At 55.8% G+C, this 18,120-nt stretch carries 25 protein-coding genes; 5 read left to right on the top strand and 20 right to left on the bottom strand.

The annotated features are described in order from the left end of the window. Nucleotides 1-41 precede the first annotated feature (41 nt). Nucleotides 42-782 (top strand): CAF17-like 4Fe-4S cluster assembly/insertion protein YgfZ, encoded by a 741-nt coding sequence (ygfZ, locus tag HKD42_RS02825; protein ID WP_170010112.1) that lies wholly within the window; start codon nt 42-44, stop codon nt 780-782. Here the strand turns inward: ygfZ and HKD42_RS02820 are convergent. Beyond that, nucleotides 779-1,387 (bottom strand): TetR/AcrR family transcriptional regulator, encoded by a 609-nt coding sequence (locus tag HKD42_RS02820; RefSeq protein ID WP_170010110.1) that lies wholly within the window; start codon nt 1,385-1,387, stop codon nt 779-781. The two genes, ygfZ and HKD42_RS02820, sit on opposite strands and share 4 nt — an antisense overlap. A gap of 29 nt (nt 1,388-1,416) precedes the next feature. Between HKD42_RS02820 and HKD42_RS02815 the strand changes: the two genes are divergently transcribed. Both HKD42_RS02815 and HKD42_RS02810 read left to right on the top strand, forming a co-directional pair. Next, complete coding sequence (locus tag HKD42_RS02815) at nt 1,417-2,337, top strand: metal-dependent hydrolase (protein WP_170010108.1); 921 nt, start codon at nt 1,417-1,419, stop codon at nt 2,335-2,337. Nucleotides 2,338-2,425: 88 nt separating this feature from the next. Then, nucleotides 2,426-3,304 (top strand): metal-dependent hydrolase, encoded by an 879-nt coding sequence (locus tag HKD42_RS02810; protein ID WP_170010106.1) that lies wholly within the window; start codon nt 2,426-2,428, stop codon nt 3,302-3,304. 56 nt (nt 3,305-3,360) lie between these two features. On the opposite strand, the gene HKD42_RS02805 is transcribed toward HKD42_RS02810, so the two are convergent. The 3 genes from HKD42_RS02805 to rplU all read right to left on the bottom strand — a co-directional run bounded on the left by HKD42_RS02805 (nt 3,361) and on the right by rplU (nt 4,884). After that, nucleotides 3,361-3,900 carry a GNAT family N-acetyltransferase gene (locus tag HKD42_RS02805; RefSeq protein ID WP_170010104.1) on the bottom strand — a complete coding sequence of 180 codons (540 nt, stop codon included), beginning with the start codon at nt 3,898-3,900 and terminating at the stop codon, nt 3,361-3,363. 218 nt (nt 3,901-4,118) lie between these two features. Then, the gene (gene rpmA, locus HKD42_RS02800) at nt 4,119-4,388 is read right to left on the bottom strand and encodes a 50S ribosomal protein L27 (protein ID WP_170010102.1); all 270 of its coding nucleotides are present in this window, start codon (nt 4,386-4,388) and stop codon (nt 4,119-4,121) included. 25 nt (nt 4,389-4,413) lie between these two features. Beyond that, the gene (gene rplU / locus HKD42_RS02795; protein ID WP_170010100.1) at nt 4,414-4,884 is read right to left on the bottom strand and encodes a 50S ribosomal protein L21; all 471 of its coding nucleotides are present in this window, start codon (nt 4,882-4,884) and stop codon (nt 4,414-4,416) included. A gap of 112 nt (nt 4,885-4,996) precedes the next feature. Here rplU and HKD42_RS02790 point away from each other — a divergent pair, with 112 nt between their 5' ends. After that, complete coding sequence (locus HKD42_RS02790; protein ID WP_170010098.1) at nt 4,997-5,608, top strand: hypothetical protein; 612 nt, start codon at nt 4,997-4,999, stop codon at nt 5,606-5,608. A 1-nt stretch (nt 5,609) separates the two neighbouring features. On the opposite strand, the gene HKD42_RS02785 is transcribed toward HKD42_RS02790, so the two are convergent. The 16 genes from HKD42_RS02785 to coxB all read right to left on the bottom strand — a co-directional run bounded on the left by HKD42_RS02785 (nt 5,610) and on the right by coxB (nt 17,358). Next, the gene (locus tag HKD42_RS02785) at nt 5,610-6,056 is read right to left on the bottom strand and encodes a molybdenum cofactor biosynthesis protein MoaE (RefSeq protein WP_343042146.1); all 447 of its coding nucleotides are present in this window, start codon (nt 6,054-6,056) and stop codon (nt 5,610-5,612) included. A 7-nt stretch (nt 6,057-6,063) separates the two neighbouring features. Next, entirely contained in the window at nt 6,064-6,306 is a 243-nt protein-coding gene (locus HKD42_RS02780) for a MoaD/ThiS family protein (RefSeq protein ID WP_170010096.1), read from the bottom strand. A 1-nt stretch (nt 6,307) separates the two neighbouring features. Further along, a complete protein-coding gene (gene moaA, locus HKD42_RS02775; protein WP_170010094.1) occupies nt 6,308-7,312 on the bottom strand; it encodes a GTP 3',8-cyclase MoaA in 1,005 nt (334 codons plus the stop codon). Nucleotides 7,313-7,317: 5 nt separating this feature from the next. Further along, a complete protein-coding gene (locus HKD42_RS02770; RefSeq protein ID WP_170010092.1) occupies nt 7,318-7,641 on the bottom strand; it encodes a Rossmann fold domain-containing protein in 324 nt (107 codons plus the stop codon). Nucleotides 7,642-7,646: 5 nt separating this feature from the next. Next, complete coding sequence (locus HKD42_RS02765; protein WP_170010090.1) at nt 7,647-8,018, bottom strand: dihydroneopterin aldolase; 372 nt, start codon at nt 8,016-8,018, stop codon at nt 7,647-7,649. 60 nt (nt 8,019-8,078) lie between these two features. Beyond that, nucleotides 8,079-8,498 carry a SecDF P1 head subdomain-containing protein gene (locus HKD42_RS02760; protein WP_170010088.1) on the bottom strand — a complete coding sequence of 140 codons (420 nt, stop codon included), beginning with the start codon at nt 8,496-8,498 and terminating at the stop codon, nt 8,079-8,081. Next, on the bottom strand, nt 8,495-9,394 hold the full coding sequence (locus HKD42_RS02755) for a class I SAM-dependent methyltransferase (protein ID WP_170010086.1): 900 nt from the start codon (nt 9,392-9,394) through the stop codon (nt 8,495-8,497). The genes HKD42_RS02760 and HKD42_RS02755 overlap by 4 nt, the downstream gene beginning before the upstream one ends. Then, a complete protein-coding gene (gene thrC / locus HKD42_RS02750) occupies nt 9,394-10,794 on the bottom strand; it encodes a threonine synthase (protein ID WP_170010084.1) in 1,401 nt (466 codons plus the stop codon). Before thrC ends, HKD42_RS02755 begins: the two co-directional genes overlap by 1 nt. 87 nt (nt 10,795-10,881) lie before the next feature. Then, nucleotides 10,882-11,448 carry an SURF1 family cytochrome oxidase biogenesis protein gene (locus tag HKD42_RS02745; RefSeq protein WP_170010082.1) on the bottom strand — a complete coding sequence of 189 codons (567 nt, stop codon included), beginning with the start codon at nt 11,446-11,448 and terminating at the stop codon, nt 10,882-10,884. Beyond that, nucleotides 11,448-11,834: a DUF983 domain-containing protein gene (locus HKD42_RS02740; RefSeq protein ID WP_170010080.1), complete on the bottom strand. Its 387-nt coding sequence runs from the start codon at nt 11,832-11,834 to the stop codon at nt 11,448-11,450. The genes HKD42_RS02745 and HKD42_RS02740 overlap by 1 nt, the downstream gene beginning before the upstream one ends. A gap of 14 nt (nt 11,835-11,848) precedes the next feature. Next, on the bottom strand, nt 11,849-12,715 hold the full coding sequence (locus tag HKD42_RS02735; protein WP_170010078.1) for a cytochrome c oxidase subunit 3: 867 nt from the start codon (nt 12,713-12,715) through the stop codon (nt 11,849-11,851). Nucleotides 12,716-12,796: 81 nt separating this feature from the next. After that, nucleotides 12,797-13,381, bottom strand: a complete 585-nt coding sequence (locus tag HKD42_RS02730; protein ID WP_170010076.1) for a cytochrome c oxidase assembly protein — start codon at nt 13,379-13,381, stop codon at nt 12,797-12,799. 3 nt (nt 13,382-13,384) lie between these two features. Further along, the gene (locus tag HKD42_RS13380) at nt 13,385-13,510 is read right to left on the bottom strand and encodes a hypothetical protein (protein ID WP_281356473.1); all 126 of its coding nucleotides are present in this window, start codon (nt 13,508-13,510) and stop codon (nt 13,385-13,387) included. Further along, nucleotides 13,507-14,448: a heme o synthase gene (locus HKD42_RS02725; protein ID WP_170010074.1), complete on the bottom strand. Its 942-nt coding sequence runs from the start codon at nt 14,446-14,448 to the stop codon at nt 13,507-13,509. Before HKD42_RS02725 ends, HKD42_RS13380 begins: the two co-directional genes overlap by 4 nt. A gap of 118 nt (nt 14,449-14,566) precedes the next feature. Next, nucleotides 14,567-16,270, bottom strand: coding sequence for a cytochrome c oxidase subunit I (ctaD, locus tag HKD42_RS02720; RefSeq protein WP_170010072.1), 1,704 nt, complete (start codon nt 16,268-16,270; stop codon nt 14,567-14,569). A 47-nt stretch (nt 16,271-16,317) separates the two neighbouring features. Continuing rightward, entirely contained in the window at nt 16,318-17,358 is a 1,041-nt protein-coding gene (gene coxB, locus HKD42_RS02715; RefSeq protein ID WP_170010070.1) for a cytochrome c oxidase subunit II, read from the bottom strand. A 183-nt stretch (nt 17,359-17,541) separates the two neighbouring features. On the opposite strand from coxB, the gene pyrE reads away from it, so the two are divergent. Next, entirely contained in the window at nt 17,542-18,120 is a 579-nt protein-coding gene (pyrE, locus tag HKD42_RS02710) for an orotate phosphoribosyltransferase (RefSeq protein WP_170010068.1), read from the top strand.

Genomic DNA, 18,120 nt, shown 5'->3' with positions numbered 1-18,120 from the left:
AAGCATCTTGATTTGTCCCTCAGACACGCCACTTTAAGGTTATGTCCCAGTCCCGTCTTTTCGATCGCGCCATCATTCGCCTGTCACCGCTGGATGACAGCGAAGATGTGGCTGACTTCCTTCAAGGTCTGGTGACCAATGATGTTACCGCCGCCCTCCCCGTATGGGCCGCGCTGCTGAGCGCCCAGGGTAAGGCGATGTTCGATTTTCTGGTCTGGTCCGGTGATGCGGGCAGTTTGCTGATCGATTGTGAAGCGAGCGCCGCGGATGCACTGGTCAAACGATTGTCGCTCTACCGGCTCCGTCGGAAAATCGAGATTGTGCGGGACGATGAATTGGGCGTCTACTGGCAGGTGGCGGAGGATGCCCGCGCAAGTGCCGACCCTCGCTTGATCGCGCTAGGCTATCGCTGGATCATGCGAAGTTGTGACACCGATGAAGCGGCCGATACCGCGTGGCACGCACACCGGCTTGGCTTGGGCGTGCCCGAAGGCGCGGCAGAGCTCAACGACATATTGTGGCTGGAAACCAACGCGGTCGATCTAAACGGCGTCAGTTTCGAAAAAGGCTGCTATATCGGACAAGAAAACACCGCCCGCATGAATTGGCGGCAAAAGGTCAATCGGCGGCTGGTTGTTGTTCCGCTGAGCGGCTCTGACGAAAAACGCCGGAAAATCGCCTATCCCGATCTCGGCTTTGCGGTCGACCATTTGCGGGTTGCCGATATCACGCCTGAGCTTGCACCAAGCTGGATGTCGCTCAGCGGTACGGACGACGCTTAATCGCAGCACTCCTGGGTGTTCTCAAGATCCAGCGCCTCAATCAGGATACGCTCTGCACGGTCGCGCGCCGCGCTATCCGGCAAAGACAGTGACCGGGCCAATGCCTTACCGATAAGCGCATCACCCAGTGCCAACAGCACCAGCGTAAGCGTATTCTCATGCATTGCCATCACGCCGGAATGGCCGTCAGCCTCTTCGGGTGCCAGTTCATCAACCAGTTCGTGGATGGTTTCGATAATCGGATCGAGAGCATCCTCGTTCCCGGTCAGCAGCATCCAGCTGGCTAAGCCGCCAGCCCCTTCTTTATCGAAAGCGTCGAAGGCCAGATCGACGACTTCGCGCGGGCTACCTTCACCAGCGCGGGTCGCACGGATAGCCACTTTGATGGTTTCACACACGGTTTCAGCAAGATGCTGCGCCAGCGCTTTCTGCAATCCAGAAGCTGACCCAAAATGGTGCAGTAGATTTGCATGGGTTCTGCCTACTCGCGCAGACACTGCTTTTAGTGTTACTGATTGTGGGCCGGTTTCAATAAGTAACGCCCGCGCGGCTTCTAATGCGGAACTACGGGACTCTTCAGGAGTTAATCTTTTACGTGTTGCCATTAACCAAATCGCTCAATAGGTTGTGAACCATGAATAAACAGACCTCCATCGACGTAGAACGGGCAGAAGCTCTGGGCAACCCGGATGCGGAGGCCATCACCGCCATTAGTACAGCGACGCCGGCAGAACATGAATTGATTGTTCGTGATCAGCGGTTTGACCGGAACCACAAGACCCCCCGCTGGTGGCATTCAGGCGACCCGGTCGCCACGGCATGGTACAACTCTGTTTCCGCCAGCTTACCCCGCGGTGAAGCATTCTTCATCGATACAATGCGCCAGTTCCGGGACCAGGTTCCGCCAAAGATTGCCGCAGAAATGAAGGCTTTCACCACGCAAGAAATCAACCACACGCGGGAGCATGTGGCGTTTAACCGTCTGGTTTCCGACCATGGTTACAATGTGGAGAGCATTGATCAGGGCATCCAATCCATGCTCGCCCTGACCGAAGGTCGCCCGAAAGAATTCAACTTGGCAATCACAATCGCGCTGGAACATTTCGCCGCGATGATCAGCCATCACCTGTTGGCCGACCCCCGCTATCTTGAAGGGGCAGATCCGGTTGCAGCAGATATCTGGCGTTGGCACGCGACGGAAGAGATTGAACATAAAGGCATCACATATGATGTATGGCTCCACGCGACAAAGGATTGGAGCCGGTTCAAACGCTACCGCGTTAAAACGCTGATCGCGATGCTGATTACCAAGAAATATTTCGGCAACCGGATTCGTGATGCGATCGGGCTGCTTGAACAAGACGGCTTTACGCGCGGCCAAGCTAAGCGGAAACTCTACGCATTCCTCTGGTGGAAACCGGGAATGATGCGCCGGATGTTTTGGGAATGGTCCAAAATCCTGATGCCGGGGTACCACCCGTGGAATTTGGATGATCGGGCACTGATCAACAAGCCCGACAGCCCCTATGCGGATGCAGTGTTGCCCGCTGAATAAGGGCTTCGCGCTCTTTGCCCAGCACTGCTATTGACATTAGTGTCAGTAATGCTATTGACATCTATGTTAATAGCTATCGGAGCTGCTCGTGAACGCCCCTACTACCATTTCCGTCGACCAGAATTCAGCTGACCCGACGCCTACCGATCTTGAAATTGTTGTGCGCGACGAACGGTTTAATCGCGGTACGTCACCAAGCCGTTGGTGGGCTGGCGATGCCTTCGGGACAGCATGGCATAATGCGCTGTCCGCGACGTTCCCGCGCGGCGAAGCCTTCTTCATCGAAGCTGTGAAAGCGCACCGTGAAGGCGCCAATCCGAAACTGGCCGAAGAAATCCGCGCTTTTGTAAAGCAGGAAATCAATCACACGCGGGAACATATCGCGTTTAACCGCCTTGCGGCTGATGCCGGCTATGACATTGCCGCCATCGACAAGCGTGTGGAAGAAATGCTGGCATTGACCAAAGGCCGCCCGCCGATCCTCAACCTTGCTGTAACGATGGCGCTGGAGCACTACACGGCGATGATGGCACACGAGTTCCTCGCCAATCCGAAACATTTTGAAAATGCCGATCCGGAAGTGCGCGATATGTGGCGCTGGCACGCGGTCGAAGAAGTCGAACATAAGGGTGTCGCATTCGACACCTGGCTTCACGCAACCCAAGACTGGACCGCTTGGCGCAAATGGAAACTGCGTTCCATCATGATGCTGATCGTGACCGGCCGTTTCTTCAAAAACCGCTGGACGGACGCACTGAACCTCCTCGCGCAAGATGGCATCACCGGCTGGAAAGCGCGTTGGGGACTGTTCAAATATCTAACCGTGTCGCCCGGGGTTGTCCGCCGGATATTCCCCGCTTGGCTGTCATACTTCAAGCCTAGCTTCCACCCGTGGGACCATGATGATCGAGAATTGATCGGTAAGTATGAAGGTGAATTCAGCGACGCATTATTGCCCGCAGAATAACCCGCTTCCGGCAATTTTAAGGCCCCGCAACAGAGATGTGCGGGGCCTTTCTGATTCTAGGCGGCTTGCTGCGGGGGATAATGCGCCGCTGCCAAGTCAATTTCGTAGGTAACCGCATCTACCGCTTCACCCCGCGCCAGGCAGCCATGTTTGCGGGTCATACCCGTTGGCCGGAACCCGATTTTACGCAAGACCCGGCCGGATGCCGGGTTATCGACGAAGTGGCTGGCAGACAGGCGTTCGTGACCAAGCATCCGGGCCATCTCTACAGCGGCCTTGCCCGCCTCTGTTGCATAGCCATGTCCCCAAAATTTCCGGCCAATCCAATAGCCCATGTCTAACTGGCCATTGCACTCATCGAGGCCAATGCAGCCGATCAATGTGACCACACCGCCATGCAATGCGGTGATCATAAAGCGCGGGTTTGACGGATCATGCGGCAGATTGGCAAAATGTTGCGCATCTTGCGGCGTGTAGGGCCACGGGGCCCGCGCCAAATTACGCACAATACTCTCATCCGCGATTCCAGAATAAATGGCTTCCCAGTCTTCGGGCCATGCGGGCCGCAAAAACAACCGTTCGCTGCGGTGGAACATGTACTTTCTCCTCAAGTCGCGCTGTTCCCTCAGGCAATCCAATGATTGGGCCTTTAGGAGTGCCGCGTGACAATTCCATTGCACCAGAAACCCGTTTTCCGGTGATCTGTGAGGGAGAAACGACAAGAGGGAGGCAGGTTGGCCCTGTCTCCCTCTTGAGAGCCGGTTTTATCCGGCTGGACCATCCTGCGGGATGATCCTGTCAATGAATCATCCGATTATTCGGCGGCTTCCGCCATCATGTCCACGGACACGTATTTGCGGCCCTGTTTTCCACCGTGGAATCGCACTCGGCCGCCGGATAGGGCGAATAGGGTGTGATCCTTGCCAATACCGACATTGGTACCTGGATAGAATTTGGTGCCGCGCTGACGCACGATAATGTTGCCCGGAACCACTTCTTGGCTGCCGAATTTTTTCACACCAAGGCGGCGACCTGCTGAGTCGCGACCGTTATTGGATGAACCACCTGCTTTTTTATGTGCCATTGTCTCTTACTCTTTCGAAACTGTCTTAGTCCGCTTTTTTAGCGGGTGCCTTCTTGGCAGCGGGTTTCTTTGCAGCAGGCTTCTTTTCTGCAGCAGCTTTAGGAGCCGCCTTCTTCGCAGGAGCCTTCTTCTCTTCAGTTGCAGGTGCCACTTCTTTTTTAGGAGCAGCAGCCTTCTTCGCAGGAGCTTTTTTCGCACCAGCACCAACGTCTGTAATGCGCAGCAGCGTCATTTGCTGACGGTGACCGGCTTTACGGCGATAGTTGTGACGGCGACGCTTCTTGAAAACGACAACCTTTTCGCTCTTGGCCTGTGCAATGATTTCAGCCGAAACCGAAACTTTCGACGCATCAGCAATCGAATCACCTTCGCCAGCGAGCAGAACATCGCCCAACGTTACAGTATCACCGGCTTCACCAGCCAGTTTTTCAACTGCGATTTTATCTCCGGCTGCAACGCGGTATTGTTTGCCGCCAGTGCGCACTACTGCGAACATGGTTGTATCACTTTCAATCTAATAGCTGTGCCATCTTCATTACAAAAAACGGCGTACCCGATTAGCCGCCTCAGAGGCAGCCTTCCGGAAAGAACGTGCCGATAAGCGAAAGGTGTGTCCAAGTCAACGTATTGCAGACCGGTTTTTTGACGGCTGCCAACAGAAGTTCTCGGTCTGGCTGGCAGAAGCGGATGATTATGGTATGGCACCGCCCATGCATTCCACCATTCGTCTATTCTTGGCGTTGCCATTCATTATTGGGACCGCGGCCTGTGCCGGCTCCTCGCAAACCTACCCTAGCTTGGAAATCCGCGATTTTGAACGGGAATCCGGCACGCTTGGCACACCAGATTCCGGCACCCCAGAGACACAAGTTATTCCGGCGGTCCCTTTAAGCGATTTGGCGGCGCTGGAAACGCAGGCAAAAGCAGCACACGCAGCCTTTATGGCTGCCGTACCGGCCGCCCGGCGGAAAGTTGCCAACGGTGCCAGAGCCGCCGTCACCAGCAATGCTTGGGGGGACGCGCAGATCGCGCTGTCAGATTTGGACGCCAAACGCAGCATAACGGCCATTACCCTGGGCGATTTGGACCTGCTTTATGCCGAGCAAGCGATTGCGCTCAATTCAGCCGAGAATGTCGATGCTGTACGTGCCGAAGTGACAGCCATGCTGCGCGCCGAGGATGCTATTCTGGCGGAGCTTCGCGGCGGTCAGCGGCGCTGATCTAGCGCCAACGCTCAAGATTGGCGTAATCGTCTGAGCGCGGTTCAATCCAGTGCCAGCCATCGCTGCGCAGTTCACGTTTCCAGAACCATGCAGCGCTTTTCAAATGGTCCATGCAGTAATCAACTGCGTCGATTGCGGCGCGGCGGTGATGTGCGGCGGCGGACACACATACGATCGGTTCGCCGGGTCGAAATTTCCCCACACGGTGCGCGATCAGCAATCCCAGTAAATCAAAGCGCGATTGAGCACCGTCTGCAATTTCGTGCATACCGGTAAGCGTAAGTGGTTCGTAATGCGTCAGTTCCAGCGCTTTCACCCCGCCACCGCCGCGCACTTCACCGATAAATGTACAGATACCGCCCAGCCCCGGATTTGCAGCGGAGAACGGACCAACCAATTGATCCGCAACAAACGGTTCTGTCAGCAATCGGACATCGCGCATCATGGGCAGTCTATCCGCCGCTTACCGGTGGCAGCACTGCCACTTCATCACCGCCCTTCGCGTGGAGGTCTGCCTTGTCGAGCAGTACCTTACCCGCACAGGCAATTTTCACCCGCTCACTTCTGATCTGGTCGGCACATTCTGGACTGACAAGGTCTAACAGCCCTGCCCAATCCAATGGCCCGTCCACATTCATTTCCGCAGCAGGTGCGATATCAGACAGCGGCCCAAGGAATAGAACACGGACAGTCACATCATCCCCCGGTCATCGACATATGGCGCGGCAAAGCCGGTTCTTGGCCTGCATGATCAATATGGAAGTCATGTTTTTCGGGTTTAATCCGCATCGCTTGATCTAGCCCGATTGAGAGATTGCCTGCCGGATCATCCGACCTCAAGGCTGCGCGCAAATCCACCCGTTCGCCGCCGCCGAGGCACGGATATAGCTGCCCCGTTGCTGTTACTCTGATGCGGTTGCATCCGGCACAGAAATTGTTGGTGAGCGGCGTGATGAGCCCTAGCCGCCCGCCTGTCTCGGCAACGTCGAAATAGCGCGCTGGCCCGCCAGTTGTGTGGCTGGATGGGCGGAGGGTCCATTGCTGTTCAAGATCATCCTGCACCTCGGTCAGCGGCAAATAATGATCGATCCGATCCTCATCCACGGTGCCCAGCGGCATAGCCTCTATCAACGTGACATCACAGCCCTTCCCATGCGCCCACTCTATGACCGCCGGCAAATCTGCCTGGTTCGTGTTTCGCAGCGCCACTGTGTTGATTTTGACGTGAAGACCGGCAGCCTGGGCCGCTTCGATCCCGTCCAGAACATCTGCCAAACTGTCCCGCCGGGTGAGCCGGGCAAACACCGCCGGGTCGAGAGTATCAAGCGATATGTTGACGCGGCGAACACCGGCCTGCGCCAATTCGCCTGCATATTTGCCAAGCTGCGTGCCGTTGGTCGTCAACGTCAGCTCTTCCAGCTCACCGCCAATATGCCGGCCAATTGCCCGGACAAGTTGCATCATGTCGCGCCGGACCAAAGGTTCCCCGCCTGTGAGACGGATTTTGGTAATCCCCCGCTCCATAAAACCCCGGGACAAATCGTAGAGCTCTTCCAAAGTCAGCACTTCTGCGCGCGGCAAAAACTGCATTTTCTCGGGCATACAATAGGTGCAGCGCAAATCGCACCGATCCGTAACCGAAAGCCGCAGATAGCTGATCCGGCGGTTAAACTGATCCACCAACGGCGCGGGAGCTGCCACCTCGTTCACGAGTCACCTCGCCGCGAAAGCGGCAAATATTGGCCAGTGACACCGCCTGCATCGCTCAGATAGTTCTGCGTCGATGTGATCGCAGCGTCATCTCCGCCGCTGATCATGTTCAGCCGCGTGGGTGCATAGGTTCTGGCCAAGTCACGAATGGCAGCCCGCCGCCAATCCGCATGGTCGTAAGCTGCATCGGGCAGCACCAACACATAGCTATCACCTGCATTTATCTGTTCGCGAATGGAAGGAAGCCAGTTCGCAGAAAATTTGCTGGCAGCATCAAGCGCGTTTTTTGGCAGAGCATCGATATAGACAATATGCTGCATCAGGATCAGCGGCGTTCCCGCACCATCGTGATGCCGATTTGCTCGTTTGCTTCAGCAATTGCCAGCTTAACAATCTTCACTGTGACGGCTTCGATCCGGTCATCATCAGCCATAACGGTGGTGCAAATGTGATCGGCCAGCGCTTCAATCAGCTTGAAATGCACACCCTGCGGCAAGGCGTCTGTCGCCGCAGCCTTCAGATCCATATAATTCTTGCTCGCCTCTAACGGCGTATCGGGCTCGTAGCGGTCAGCAATCGCGATTTTCGCTTGAATGGTGATACGCAGCGGCTGCGGTTTGCCTGTCTCCTCAGAATAGATGCCGGTCAGGACATCATGCTCAAGGTCAGCAACTTCTAGGATGAGCGAATCGGCCATAGTTCCAATCAATGTTCTATCTTGAATGCGACTCATGCCGTGAAGCGAGCTGCATGACAATCAGCAGGGCTGTGTGAAAGCGGCAACCAACCTGCTTTGCTGCGCCACAGTCACTCCGCTGATAGCGATGGCACCGCCAAATATCGGTTCGTACACCGTAGGAGAAATAACGACTTCCCCATCCAGTGTTATCGGCAGTGGCTTGCCGACAAACTCATTGGTCATTTCGCTAAATGTCTGAGTACTAGCGGGCCGCAAGATGATCGACACAACCATCTGCCCTGTATATTCTTCAGGCCGCGCCGATGCTGTCTCAACCGTATCCGCACAGAGCTGCAAAGAACCGACGAAGACGCCTTTCTTGGCGGATTCAGCCGCCCCATTGGCTTGAGGTGCTTGGTCTGCTTGTTGGGCATTTCCGGCAACCGGCGAAAATGCCGCAGCGACCAGCGCGATCATGGCCCGCACTGCCCTATTCATGGATTGCTCCACCGCGCGAAAATTGCAGTGGGAAGCAGACGGCCCGTGCCGCCATCGGTCACGGCTTCTTCGCGGACGGACAGATCGCCATGCTCAATCACCCCTGGCAGATCGGCAAACATCTCGTCCAGCAAACCGGCCAATGCCAAGCTGGACATGCGCACCGCGTACACAGTCAGAAACAGAAACTTGCTGTCCGCATCAAGCAATTGGCGGCAATCGGAAACCAGATCCGGCAACCCTTGCTCCAAGCGCCAAGTCTCTGCCTTCGGCCCCCGGCCAAATTTTGGCGGATCAAGGATAATCCCGTCATAGCGGCGACCCCGCCGGACTTCGCGCGCCGTGAACTTCGCCGCATCATCGACCAGCCAGCGGATCGGACGATTTCCCATCCCCGCCAGTTCAGCATTCTCGCGCGCTTGGGCGACCGATTTTTTGGAGGCATCAACATGGGTCACCCGGCCGCAGCCAGACAGAGCCAAGCTGCCGACGCCGGTATAGCCAAACAGATTAAGCGTTTCGGCATCGGTCTTGCCATCCAGCTGCCCACGCATCCAATCCCACACAGGTGCCATATCCGGGAAGAAGCCGAGGTGACGGAAGGGCGTACATTGTGCGGTAAAATCCACTTCACGCCATGTCAGCGGCCAGCCCTCTTGCGGGACAGGCTTGTTATACTGCCAGCGCCCGCCACCATCATCGTCAGATCCCGGCACAAATTCGCCATGCGCGTCCCAATTGCCAAGCCGCGGTTGCCACATCGCTTGCGGTTCCGGCCGGATAAACCGGTAATTGCCATAACGTTCCAGCTTGCGCCCATCCCCGCTATCGACAAGACCGTAATCGTCCCATGCTGTGCCGGTGAGCAATTGCTGTTCTTCGCGCAGCTGCGCCATCAGCGGGACTCGGTCGCACGCTGGGAGACGTAGTCGGTTAATGCAGCGTAATCGCCCTCGACCTCGTCAAAACGTTCTTCCCGGCTGAACAAATCCCCCACTCGCGCTGGCAAGGATGGCCGCATACCGGTTACCCGCTCCACCGCATCGGGGAACTTAGCCGGATGTGCAGTTGCCAACGTCACCACTGGAACATCGGCAGGCAGACCAGCAGCCCGTGCCGCGTGCAATCCGATGGCAGTGTGCGGATCGATCACTTCGCCGCACGCATCATTGGCCCAGCGCATCGCGTCGGCCATATCGTCTGCATCCGCCCGCGCGCTAGTAAATAGCTGCGCTGCGCCTTCGCGCTGCATATTGGTCAGCTGCATTGCCTTGCTTTGTTCGAATGCATGCATCTGAGCAGCCATTGCGGCCCCGTCACGCCCGCCTGCATCGAACAGCAGGCGTTCAAAGTTGGAACTGATCTGAATGTCCATCGATGGTGAAGCAGTCGGGGTAACTGTTCCGGCAGAATAATCACCGTCAGCCAAAGCCCGGTGGAGGATGTCGTTCACATTGGTTGCCACAATCAACCGTTCAATCGGCAAGCCCATCTGCGCCGCAACATAGCCGGCAAACACATCACCGAAATTGCCTGTCGGGACAGAGAATGCAGCCTTCCGCTTGGGCGCACCCAATTGCAGAGCAGCGGTAAAATAATAGACGACTTGCGCCATCAACCGGGCCCAATTGATAGAATTGACCGCGCTTATCCGGAACCGGCCATTCATCGCGTCATCGGTAAACATCCGTTTGACCGCTGCCTGCGCATCATCAAAGCTGCCTTCGATGGCCAGATTATAGACATTGGGGGCCAGCACAGTGGTCATTTGGCGGCGTTGGACGTCGCTGACCCGCCCCTTTGGATGCAGCATAAAGATGTCGATACCGTCCCGGCCGGCCACGGCATCGATCGCGGCAGAGCCTGTGTCGCCGCTCGTGGCGCCAACAATCGTCAAATGACCGCCGCTGCGCGCCAGAAACGTTTCAAACAGAAGCCCCAGCATTTGCAGCGCGACGTCTTTGAAAGCCAGCGTTGGGCCATGGAACAGTTCCAGCAACCATTGCTGCTCGTCAAACTGTTTGAGAGGCGTCACGGCAGCATGCGAAAAGCGGCCATATGCCCGATCACAAAGCGACTGCAGCTCGTCTTGGCTCAGGCTGTCACCGACGAAGGGTGCCATGATCCGCGCCGCCAGTTTGGCGTAGCTAAGGCCCGCCATATCGGCGATTTCTGCCTCACTAAAACGTGGCCATTCTTGCGGCAGATACAGCCCGCCATCACTGGCGAGCCCGGCCAATGTGGCACCTTCAAAATTCAGAATAGGCGCTTTGCCGCGCGTAGAGATATATTGCATGATGCATCGCGGTTAGCGCCGCGCGCGATGCGGGGCAAGCCACCCGCGCTTTACAGCCACAAAGTTCCGCTGACAGTGACCGGATATCTACCCCGATTTGGAGCGGCGACGCAGCGCAATAATATAAATGATGAACGCCGTCAGCGCGAACAGGAACCACTGACCGGCATAGGCCAAATGGTTGTTCGGTAAATCAGCCGGATCAGGTTTCGCCAGCGGGCCAAGATCAGCCAAAGCGGGGTCAGCAATGATCTTACCCCCGGGGGCAAGCACGCCTGTCACAACACCGCCGGACCATGCTGGCGCAGTTGGATCCCGCGACCAGCCCAGCGCGACTTCCGCCGTGAGATCATTCTCAATGGCGCACTGCGCGACATGGGCCCAGCCCTTCACGCCAACAGCGTTTGTTCCCGCCGTGCTGCGCATATCCGAGACGGAGAGGCATTCAATCGCAGTTTGCCGATAGAGTTTTTGCTCCAAATCGGTTTCGTCCACGGGATAGGCTACGGTCGCTGCGTCCCCATCAATTGATTGGTACAACGCCAACATTGCATCTTTTTCATCTGCGCGGCCCAGTTGCCAAAAACCCAGCGCGATCATGATCGCCATGCACAACAATACAAAGGCAGTCGGGATAATCGGTATATTGCGCATTATAGATCCTGACTGCCGGTTTCGCGGGCGTTGCGGCTATATTCCGCGAACAGCAATGCAGCTTTCGCGGCGCGCAAGCCGATCAATACAGCCGCCGCCGTCAGCGGTATCCATAACATCGCATGGACCCAAAATGGCGGAGCCAGGCTTACTTCCAACCACAGGGCCAAACCCACGATCAATCCGCCAATGATCAGTGTGAGGAACCCTGCCGGTCCATCACCAACATTGAACTTGGAATAATCCAATCCGCAGGAACTGCATTTTGGGGCGAATTGCGCGACCCCGTCAAACAGCGTTCTGGCACCGCATTCCGGGCACAGACCGAAAAGGGCAGCCTCGGCGAAACCGGGCTGCCCTTTCGTTTCAGGTGTGTCTGACGACATTAGTCAGTGCGTCCTTAATGGATGGTCGCACCCCAACCGCCCCAAACATAGACAGCAATGAACAGGAACAACCATACCACGTCGACAAAGTGCCAGTACCACGCAGCAGCTTCAAAACCGAAATGCTGACGCGGTGTGAAGTGGCCCTTATATGTCCGGAACAGACATACAGCGAGGAAGATCGTGCCGATCAAAACGTGGAAGCCGTGGAAGCCGGTCGCCATGTAGAAACCGGAGCTGTAGGTGTTTCCACCAAAGCCATAAGCATTCAGCGCATGACCATATTCGTAGGCTTGGATGCCGCTGAACAATACGCCAAGTGCAATCGTTGCCCAGAGACCTTGCTTAAGGCCTTCACGGTCACCGTGGATCAGCGAGTGGTGTGCCCAGGTTACAGTTGTACCAGAACACAGCAAAATCAGCGTGTTAAGCAGTGGAAGCTCAAACGGATCGAGAACTTCCAAGCCCGCAGGCGGGAATGTCCGTGCAGCGGCTTCACCTTCTTGCTGGAACAAGCTGTTGGTCACGCCGTCGACAAATTCCAGTGGCGCAGGGAACAGAGCAAAGTCGAACCAAGCCCAGAACCAACCCACAAAGAACATCACTTCTGATGCGATAAACAGGATCATGCCGTAGCGCATGTGAAGCTGGACAACCGGCGTATGATCGCCGCCTTCCGCTTCGCGTACAATGTTCGCAAACCAGCTAAAGAAGGTTGCGATCAGACCGGCAATACCCAGACCGAGCACCAGGTTAGCACTGGCCATTTCGTGCATGAACAGCACCATTCCAGTGGTGAAAGTCAGCGCCGATACAGAGCCGATAAATGGCCAAATATCCGGTGCTAGAATGTGATAATCGTGGTTTTTCGTACCAGCCATGAATTCTCTCGTCCTGTCAGAACATTATCAAATGTTCGCCCTGCCCGGCTCCATACTGGGCCAAGCGCGATTGGTCTAGCCTTACGGCGTAGGATTTTCCGCAACATTTGTTGCTTTATGGAAGGTGTAACTGAGCGTAATTTGCTCAACATCCTTGGCATTCTCGTCATCCAAGATGGCCGGGTCTACATAATACAGTACTGGCATCCGAATGGATTCGCCCGGTTGCAGCGTCTGTTCGGTGAAGCAGAAGCACTGGATCTTGTTGAAATACTTACCGGTCTGTTCGGGCTCTACATTGAATGTTGCAGTACCGGTGATCGGCACCCCGCTATCATTACGGGCTGTGTAGAACGCCAGATCGCGTTGTCCGATCTGGACCGTGTCGGTTACTTGTTCCGGACTAAACGACCACGGCACATCACGCGCGGTCGATGCGTCAAACCGGATCGACATGGTCCGTGTAGCGCCGCTCTGCGCCAAACGCGCTGCGATGTCAGCGTCAGATTCGGTCGCCTTCTGAGTTGTTCCGCCAAATCCTGTAACACGGCAAAACAGGTCATAGAGCGGCACAGCGGCGTAACCCATGCCCAACATGGCCAACGCACCAATAAAAGCAAAAGCGCCGGTTCTGGTATTCTTCTCTTCAAGCGTTGCTGTCGTCACAGCTCAATCTCCGATCCGCGCAATGGTAATGAAATAAAACAAAACAACGAAGAACAACAACACGCCGCCAACCACGACGTTGCGGCTTTTCTGACGGCGACGATATTCGGCATCTTCTTCGGGGGTCATGCGGTTACTCCTGGAATGGGCCAATTTTGATAGTCAGCCACGCGGTCCAAAACGATCGCCCCGAACAGGGCGAACAGGTAGATTATACTGAATGCAAACAGGCGCTTTTCCGGCTTCATGGTGTCGTCCGGTACCGACCGGCGAAACGACACAGGCACGGACAACGCCAGAAATGCCAGCGACAATACCAGAGCCGTTATTCCGTAGAGTGCCCCGGTCCCGCCGATGAACCACGGGGTGGCAGCGAGCGGAACAAGCAAAATGCTGTAGGCGAAAATTTGCTTACGGGTGGAAGCCTCGCCCTTCACAACCGGCATCATGGGAATGCCCACTTTTGCGTAGTCACTCTGCACAAACAGAGCCAGCGCCCAAAAATGTGGCGGCGTCCACATAAAGATGATGGCGAATAGCAATACCGGCATCAGCGTGATGTCACCGGTCACAGCGACCCAGCCAATCATTGGCGGAAATGCGCCAGCACCGCCGCCGATCACAATGTTCTGCGGGGTACGCGGCTTGAGCCAAATCGTATAAATCACCGCGTAATAGAAAATCGAAAAAGCCAAAATACCAGCGGCCAACCAACCAATCGCCAGCCCCATCAGCCCGACCGAACCGGCAGAAATACCGATCCCGAAATCCCGCGCATTTACAGGGTCCATCCGGCCTGCCGGAAGCGGGCGCTGCGATGTCCGCTTCATCCCCGCATCTATATCCGCTTCCCACCATTGGTTGAGCGCCGCAGCGCCCCCTGCACCCAGCGCAATGCATAATATGGCCGTGAACCCGAGCACTGGGTTGATCGACCCCGGTGCAGCCAGCAACCCGCAAATGCCGGTGAAGATCACGAGGCTCATCACGCGCGGCTTGGTCAGCGCGTAATAGTCGCGCCAATCAGCCGGCAATGTATGCCCGGAGGAGGTGGTTGTAACAGTCATTTGAGGCGGTCGCGCCCTTTCAGCCTAAGATCTTTAAAAAGGGGGGCGCACCGTTTCCGATGCGCCCCTCCCCTAGTCCATGTTCTGTGCTTCCGTTTCGGGAAGCTCCGGCAGTTGCTTACGCGGTTGCCGGACGGTGATCGTGATAATCGTTCTTATCGGTGATCACCGGAAGAGTTTCAAACTGGTGGAACGGCGGAGGTGAAGACAATGTCCACTCCAGCGTGGTTGCACCTTCGCCCCATGGGTTGTCGGCAGCTTTCTTGCCGGCAGTGAAGGCGTACACAAGGTTCGCGAAGAAGATCACAACCGACGCAGCCATTACGACATAGCCGTAAGATGAGATCTCATTCCAATAAGCGAACGCTTCGTTGTAGTCCGGAATACGGCGCGGCATTCCGTTCATGCCCAGGAAGTGCTGCGGGAAGAAGATGATGTTCACGCCGATGAAGAACACCCAGAAGTGCAGATGCGCGAGGAATTCGCTGTGCATCCGCCCGCTCATTTTCGGGAACCAGTAATAGAAGCCCGCGAAGAGAGAGAACACCGCACCCATCGACAGAACGTAGTGGAAGTGTGCCACAACGTAATATGTGTCGTGAAGGTTATCATCGATGCCGCCATTGGCCAGCACCACACCCGTCACACCGCCAACGGTGAACAGGAAGATGAAGCCGAGCGACCAAACCATAGGTGATTTGAATTCAAGCGAGCCGCCCCACATTGTGGCGATCCAGCTGAAGATTTTCACACCGGTCGGCACCGCGATGACCATTGTCGCCGCAGTGAAGTACATCTTCGTATTCACGTCGAGACCCACGGTGTACATGTGGTGCGCCCAAACGATGAAGCCGACCACGCCAATCGCCACCATCGCATAGGCCATGCCGAGGTAACCGAAGATCGGCTTACGGCTAAAGGTTGCGATGATCTGGCTGACCATACCAAAGCCCGGCAGGATCATGATGTACACTTCAGGGTGACCGAAGAACCAGAACAAGTGCTGGTACAGTACCGGATCACCGCCGCCAGCAGGATCAAAGAAAGTTGTACCGAAGTTACGGTCTGTCAGCAGCATGGTAATAGCCGCTGCGAGAACCGGCAGAGCCAGAAGCAGCAGGAATGCTGTGACCAAAACCGACCATACGAACAGCGGCATTTTGTGCAGGGTCATGCCCGGCGCACGCATATTGAAGATGGTGGTAATAAAGTTAGTCGCACCCAAGATCGAACCGGCACCCGCCAAGTGAAGCGAGAAGATCGCGAAATCAACCGCCGGTCCAGTGGATCCAGAGGTTGAGAGCGGCGCATATACCGTCCACCCAACACCGGCACCGTTACCAACACCGCCCGGCACGAACATAGAGAACATCAAGCTGGCAAAACCGGCAACGGTTAGCCAGAACGACACATTGTTCATCCGTGGGAATGCCATATCAGGCGCACCGATCATCAGCGGAACGAACCAGTTACCAAAGCCGCCAATCATGGCTGGCATAACCATGAAGAACACCATGATCAGGCCGTGTGCTGTGATCAGAACATTCCACATATGGTAGTTTTGATCGATCGAGGCTTCGCCGCCCATCATCGAAACAACAGCGCCCAAATGCTGGATACCAGGTTCAGCAAGCTCCATCCGCATAACGCCAGAAATCGCGCCGCCAATGATACCCGCGAGAATCGCAAAGATCAGGTACAGCGTACCGATATCTTTGTGGTTCGTGGACATAAACCAGCGGGCGAAGAAGCCCGGCTTATGATCAGCATCATGCGCGTGATCGTCGCTATGAGCTGGGAATGTTTCGGCTGTTGTTGCCATGATCTTTCAAACCTTACTTGCGTTCGAGCGTAGTTTCGTAATTTCTATCAAGCTGCCGGAGCAGCGCCAGCAGCAGCAGCGACTTCCGCTTCTTCTGCCGGAGCTTCTTCAGTAGCAGCCTCTTCAGCTGGTGCTTCTTCAGTTTCTGGTTCATCACCAGCGACCGTGCCGCCTTGCGACCGGACCCATGCTTCCCACTTATCGCGTGGCAAGGCCTCAACCGCGATTGGCATGAAGCCATGCTTCACACCGCACAGCTCCGAGCACTGACCGTAATAAATGCCAGGCTCGTCAATTGTCAGCATCCGCTCGTTCAAGCGGCCAGGTACTGCGTCAATCTTGAACCAGAGTGATGGAATAGAGAAAGCGTGAATGACATCCGCAGCGGTTGTCTGGATACGCAGCGGCGTATTCGCTGGAACAACCATCCGGTTATCCACCGCCAGCAATGCCGGTTCCCCGTTTGCAATCGCATCATCATTCGACAGCATGTTGGAAATAACTTCGAAATCGCCATTGTCCGGGTAGTTGTAACCCCAATACCACTGATAACCGGTCGCCTTAATCGTGACCGCGTCCGCTGGCGGTGTTTCATACTGGCGCGCGAGAAGAGTGATGGATGGGATAGCAATACCGACCAGTACCAATACGGGTACCAACGTCCACACGACTTCGATGAAAGTGTTGTGCGTTGTCTTGGAAGGGTTTGGATTGGCTGCCTTGCGATAGCGGGCAACAACCCACAGCAATAATCCCAACACAAACAGGCTGATGATTGTAATCACAGGCAGCAGGATCGCATCGTGCATCCACAGCGCGTAATCACCATTGGAAGAAAACTGTTCTTGGAACGTCATGGATGCGACCGCATCATCTTCAAAAGAAGTCGGCTGACCCTTGATCCATTCCGGACCCAGCGGCTCATACGTCGAGTCGGACTCCGGAGCTTCCGCTTCCACCGTTTCCAAACCAGCAACCGGCACAGCATCCTGAGCCTGCGCAGCGGCAGGAGCCAGTGTCATAAGGGCAGCAGCCCACAGCAGTGTTGCAAATCGTACAGTCGCTTTGGACCAGTTACCAAGAGCCATTATTAAGACACTTTCCATTCATTGCGGTGCAACCTGTAGCGCACCCCTATTGCCCCGTTGCCGGGATTCTTCTGGGTCGGCCTATACGCACGCTTGCCCGCTCCCTCAAGCAGTTCTAGGAGAAAAATCCGCAACGCATGTTGTCTTATGGACAAGTTTCAACGGATTTATCAGCAGATCACTATGACAGAAGAAGACGTACTGACCGAATTTCGCGCAAGTGAGGCACTGCTTGAAGGGCACTTTAAGTTGTCTTCCGGCCGCCATAGCGGGCACTATCTACAATGCGCCCGTGTGCTGATGGATCCGATGCGCGCCAGCCGCCTTGCCGCCGGGCTGGCAGCCAAAATGCCGCGCGAGCTGCGTAGCCAAATCGACACAGTCGTATCGCCCGCGATGGGCGGCATCATTATCGGTCACGAAATGGGCCGCGCGATTGGCAAAGAAGCGATGTTCCTTGAACGACCGGAGGGAACCTTTGAGTTCCGCCGCGGGTTTGGGATTACGCAAGGCGCCAAAGTAATTTTGGTGGAAGATGTGGTCACAACCGGCCTTTCCTCTCGCGAGGCGATGAAAGCGGTTGAGGCAGCCGGCGGCGAGGTGCTTGCCCTGGTTTCTGTTGTGAACAGAACAGGCGGAGACGTAACGTTTGACGTGCCGTATTTCGCTTTGGTGGAAATCAACTTCCCGACCTATGCAGAAGACGCGATACCCGCTGAGCTCGCAGCGGTGCCAGTAACAAAACCGGGGAGCCGGAAGTAA

The sequence above is a fragment of the Pontixanthobacter rizhaonensis genome (assembly GCF_012972675.1).
Taxonomy (GTDB): Bacteria; Pseudomonadota; Alphaproteobacteria; order Sphingomonadales; family Sphingomonadaceae; genus Pontixanthobacter; species Pontixanthobacter rizhaonensis.
This window is presented reverse-complemented; position numbering and strand designations above follow the sequence as displayed.

Excerpts from the sequence above, each read along its gene's own strand:
- ygfZ (WP_170010112.1), top strand. The coding sequence starts at position 42 with ATGTCCCAGTCCCGTCTTTTCGATCGCGCCATCATTCGCCTGTCACCG.
- HKD42_RS02820 (WP_170010110.1), bottom strand. The coding sequence starts at position 1,387 with ATGGCAACACGTAAAAGATTAACTCCTGAAGAGTCCCGTAGTTCCGCA.
- HKD42_RS02815 (WP_170010108.1), top strand. The coding sequence starts at position 1,417 with ATGAATAAACAGACCTCCATCGACGTAGAACGGGCAGAAGCTCTGGGC.
- HKD42_RS02805 (WP_170010104.1), bottom strand. The coding sequence starts at position 3,900 with ATGTTCCACCGCAGCGAACGGTTGTTTTTGCGGCCCGCATGGCCCGAA.
- rpmA (WP_170010102.1), bottom strand. The coding sequence starts at position 4,388 with ATGGCACATAAAAAAGCAGGTGGTTCATCCAATAACGGTCGCGACTCA.
- rplU (WP_170010100.1), bottom strand. The coding sequence starts at position 4,884 with ATGTTCGCAGTAGTGCGCACTGGCGGCAAACAATACCGCGTTGCAGCC.
- HKD42_RS02785 (WP_343042146.1), bottom strand. The coding sequence starts at position 6,056 with ATGATGCGCGATGTCCGATTGCTGACAGAACCGTTTGTTGCGGATCAA.
- HKD42_RS02770 (WP_170010092.1), bottom strand. The coding sequence starts at position 7,641 with ATGCAGCATATTGTCTATATCGATGCTCTGCCAAAAAACGCGCTTGAT.
- HKD42_RS02765 (WP_170010090.1), bottom strand. The coding sequence starts at position 8,018 with ATGGCCGATTCGCTCATCCTAGAAGTTGCTGACCTTGAGCATGATGTC.
- HKD42_RS02760 (WP_170010088.1), bottom strand. The coding sequence starts at position 8,498 with ATGAATAGGGCAGTGCGGGCCATGATCGCGCTGGTCGCTGCGGCATTT.
- HKD42_RS02755 (WP_170010086.1), bottom strand. The coding sequence starts at position 9,394 with ATGGCGCAGCTGCGCGAAGAACAGCAATTGCTCACCGGCACAGCATGG.
- thrC (WP_170010084.1), bottom strand. The coding sequence starts at position 10,794 with ATGCAATATATCTCTACGCGCGGCAAAGCGCCTATTCTGAATTTTGAA.
- HKD42_RS02745 (WP_170010082.1), bottom strand. The coding sequence starts at position 11,448 with ATGCGCAATATACCGATTATCCCGACTGCCTTTGTATTGTTGTGCATG.
- HKD42_RS02740 (WP_170010080.1), bottom strand. The coding sequence starts at position 11,834 with ATGTCGTCAGACACACCTGAAACGAAAGGGCAGCCCGGTTTCGCCGAG.
- HKD42_RS02735 (WP_170010078.1), bottom strand. The coding sequence starts at position 12,715 with ATGGCTGGTACGAAAAACCACGATTATCACATTCTAGCACCGGATATT.
- HKD42_RS13380 (WP_281356473.1), bottom strand. The coding sequence starts at position 13,510 with ATGACCCCCGAAGAAGATGCCGAATATCGTCGCCGTCAGAAAAGCCGC.
- HKD42_RS02725 (WP_170010074.1), bottom strand. The coding sequence starts at position 14,448 with ATGACTGTTACAACCACCTCCTCCGGGCATACATTGCCGGCTGATTGG.
- ctaD (WP_170010072.1), bottom strand. The coding sequence starts at position 16,270 with ATGGCAACAACAGCCGAAACATTCCCAGCTCATAGCGACGATCACGCG.
- coxB (WP_170010070.1), bottom strand. The coding sequence starts at position 17,358 with ATGGCTCTTGGTAACTGGTCCAAAGCGACTGTACGATTTGCAACACTG.
- pyrE (WP_170010068.1), top strand. The coding sequence starts at position 17,542 with ATGACAGAAGAAGACGTACTGACCGAATTTCGCGCAAGTGAGGCACTG.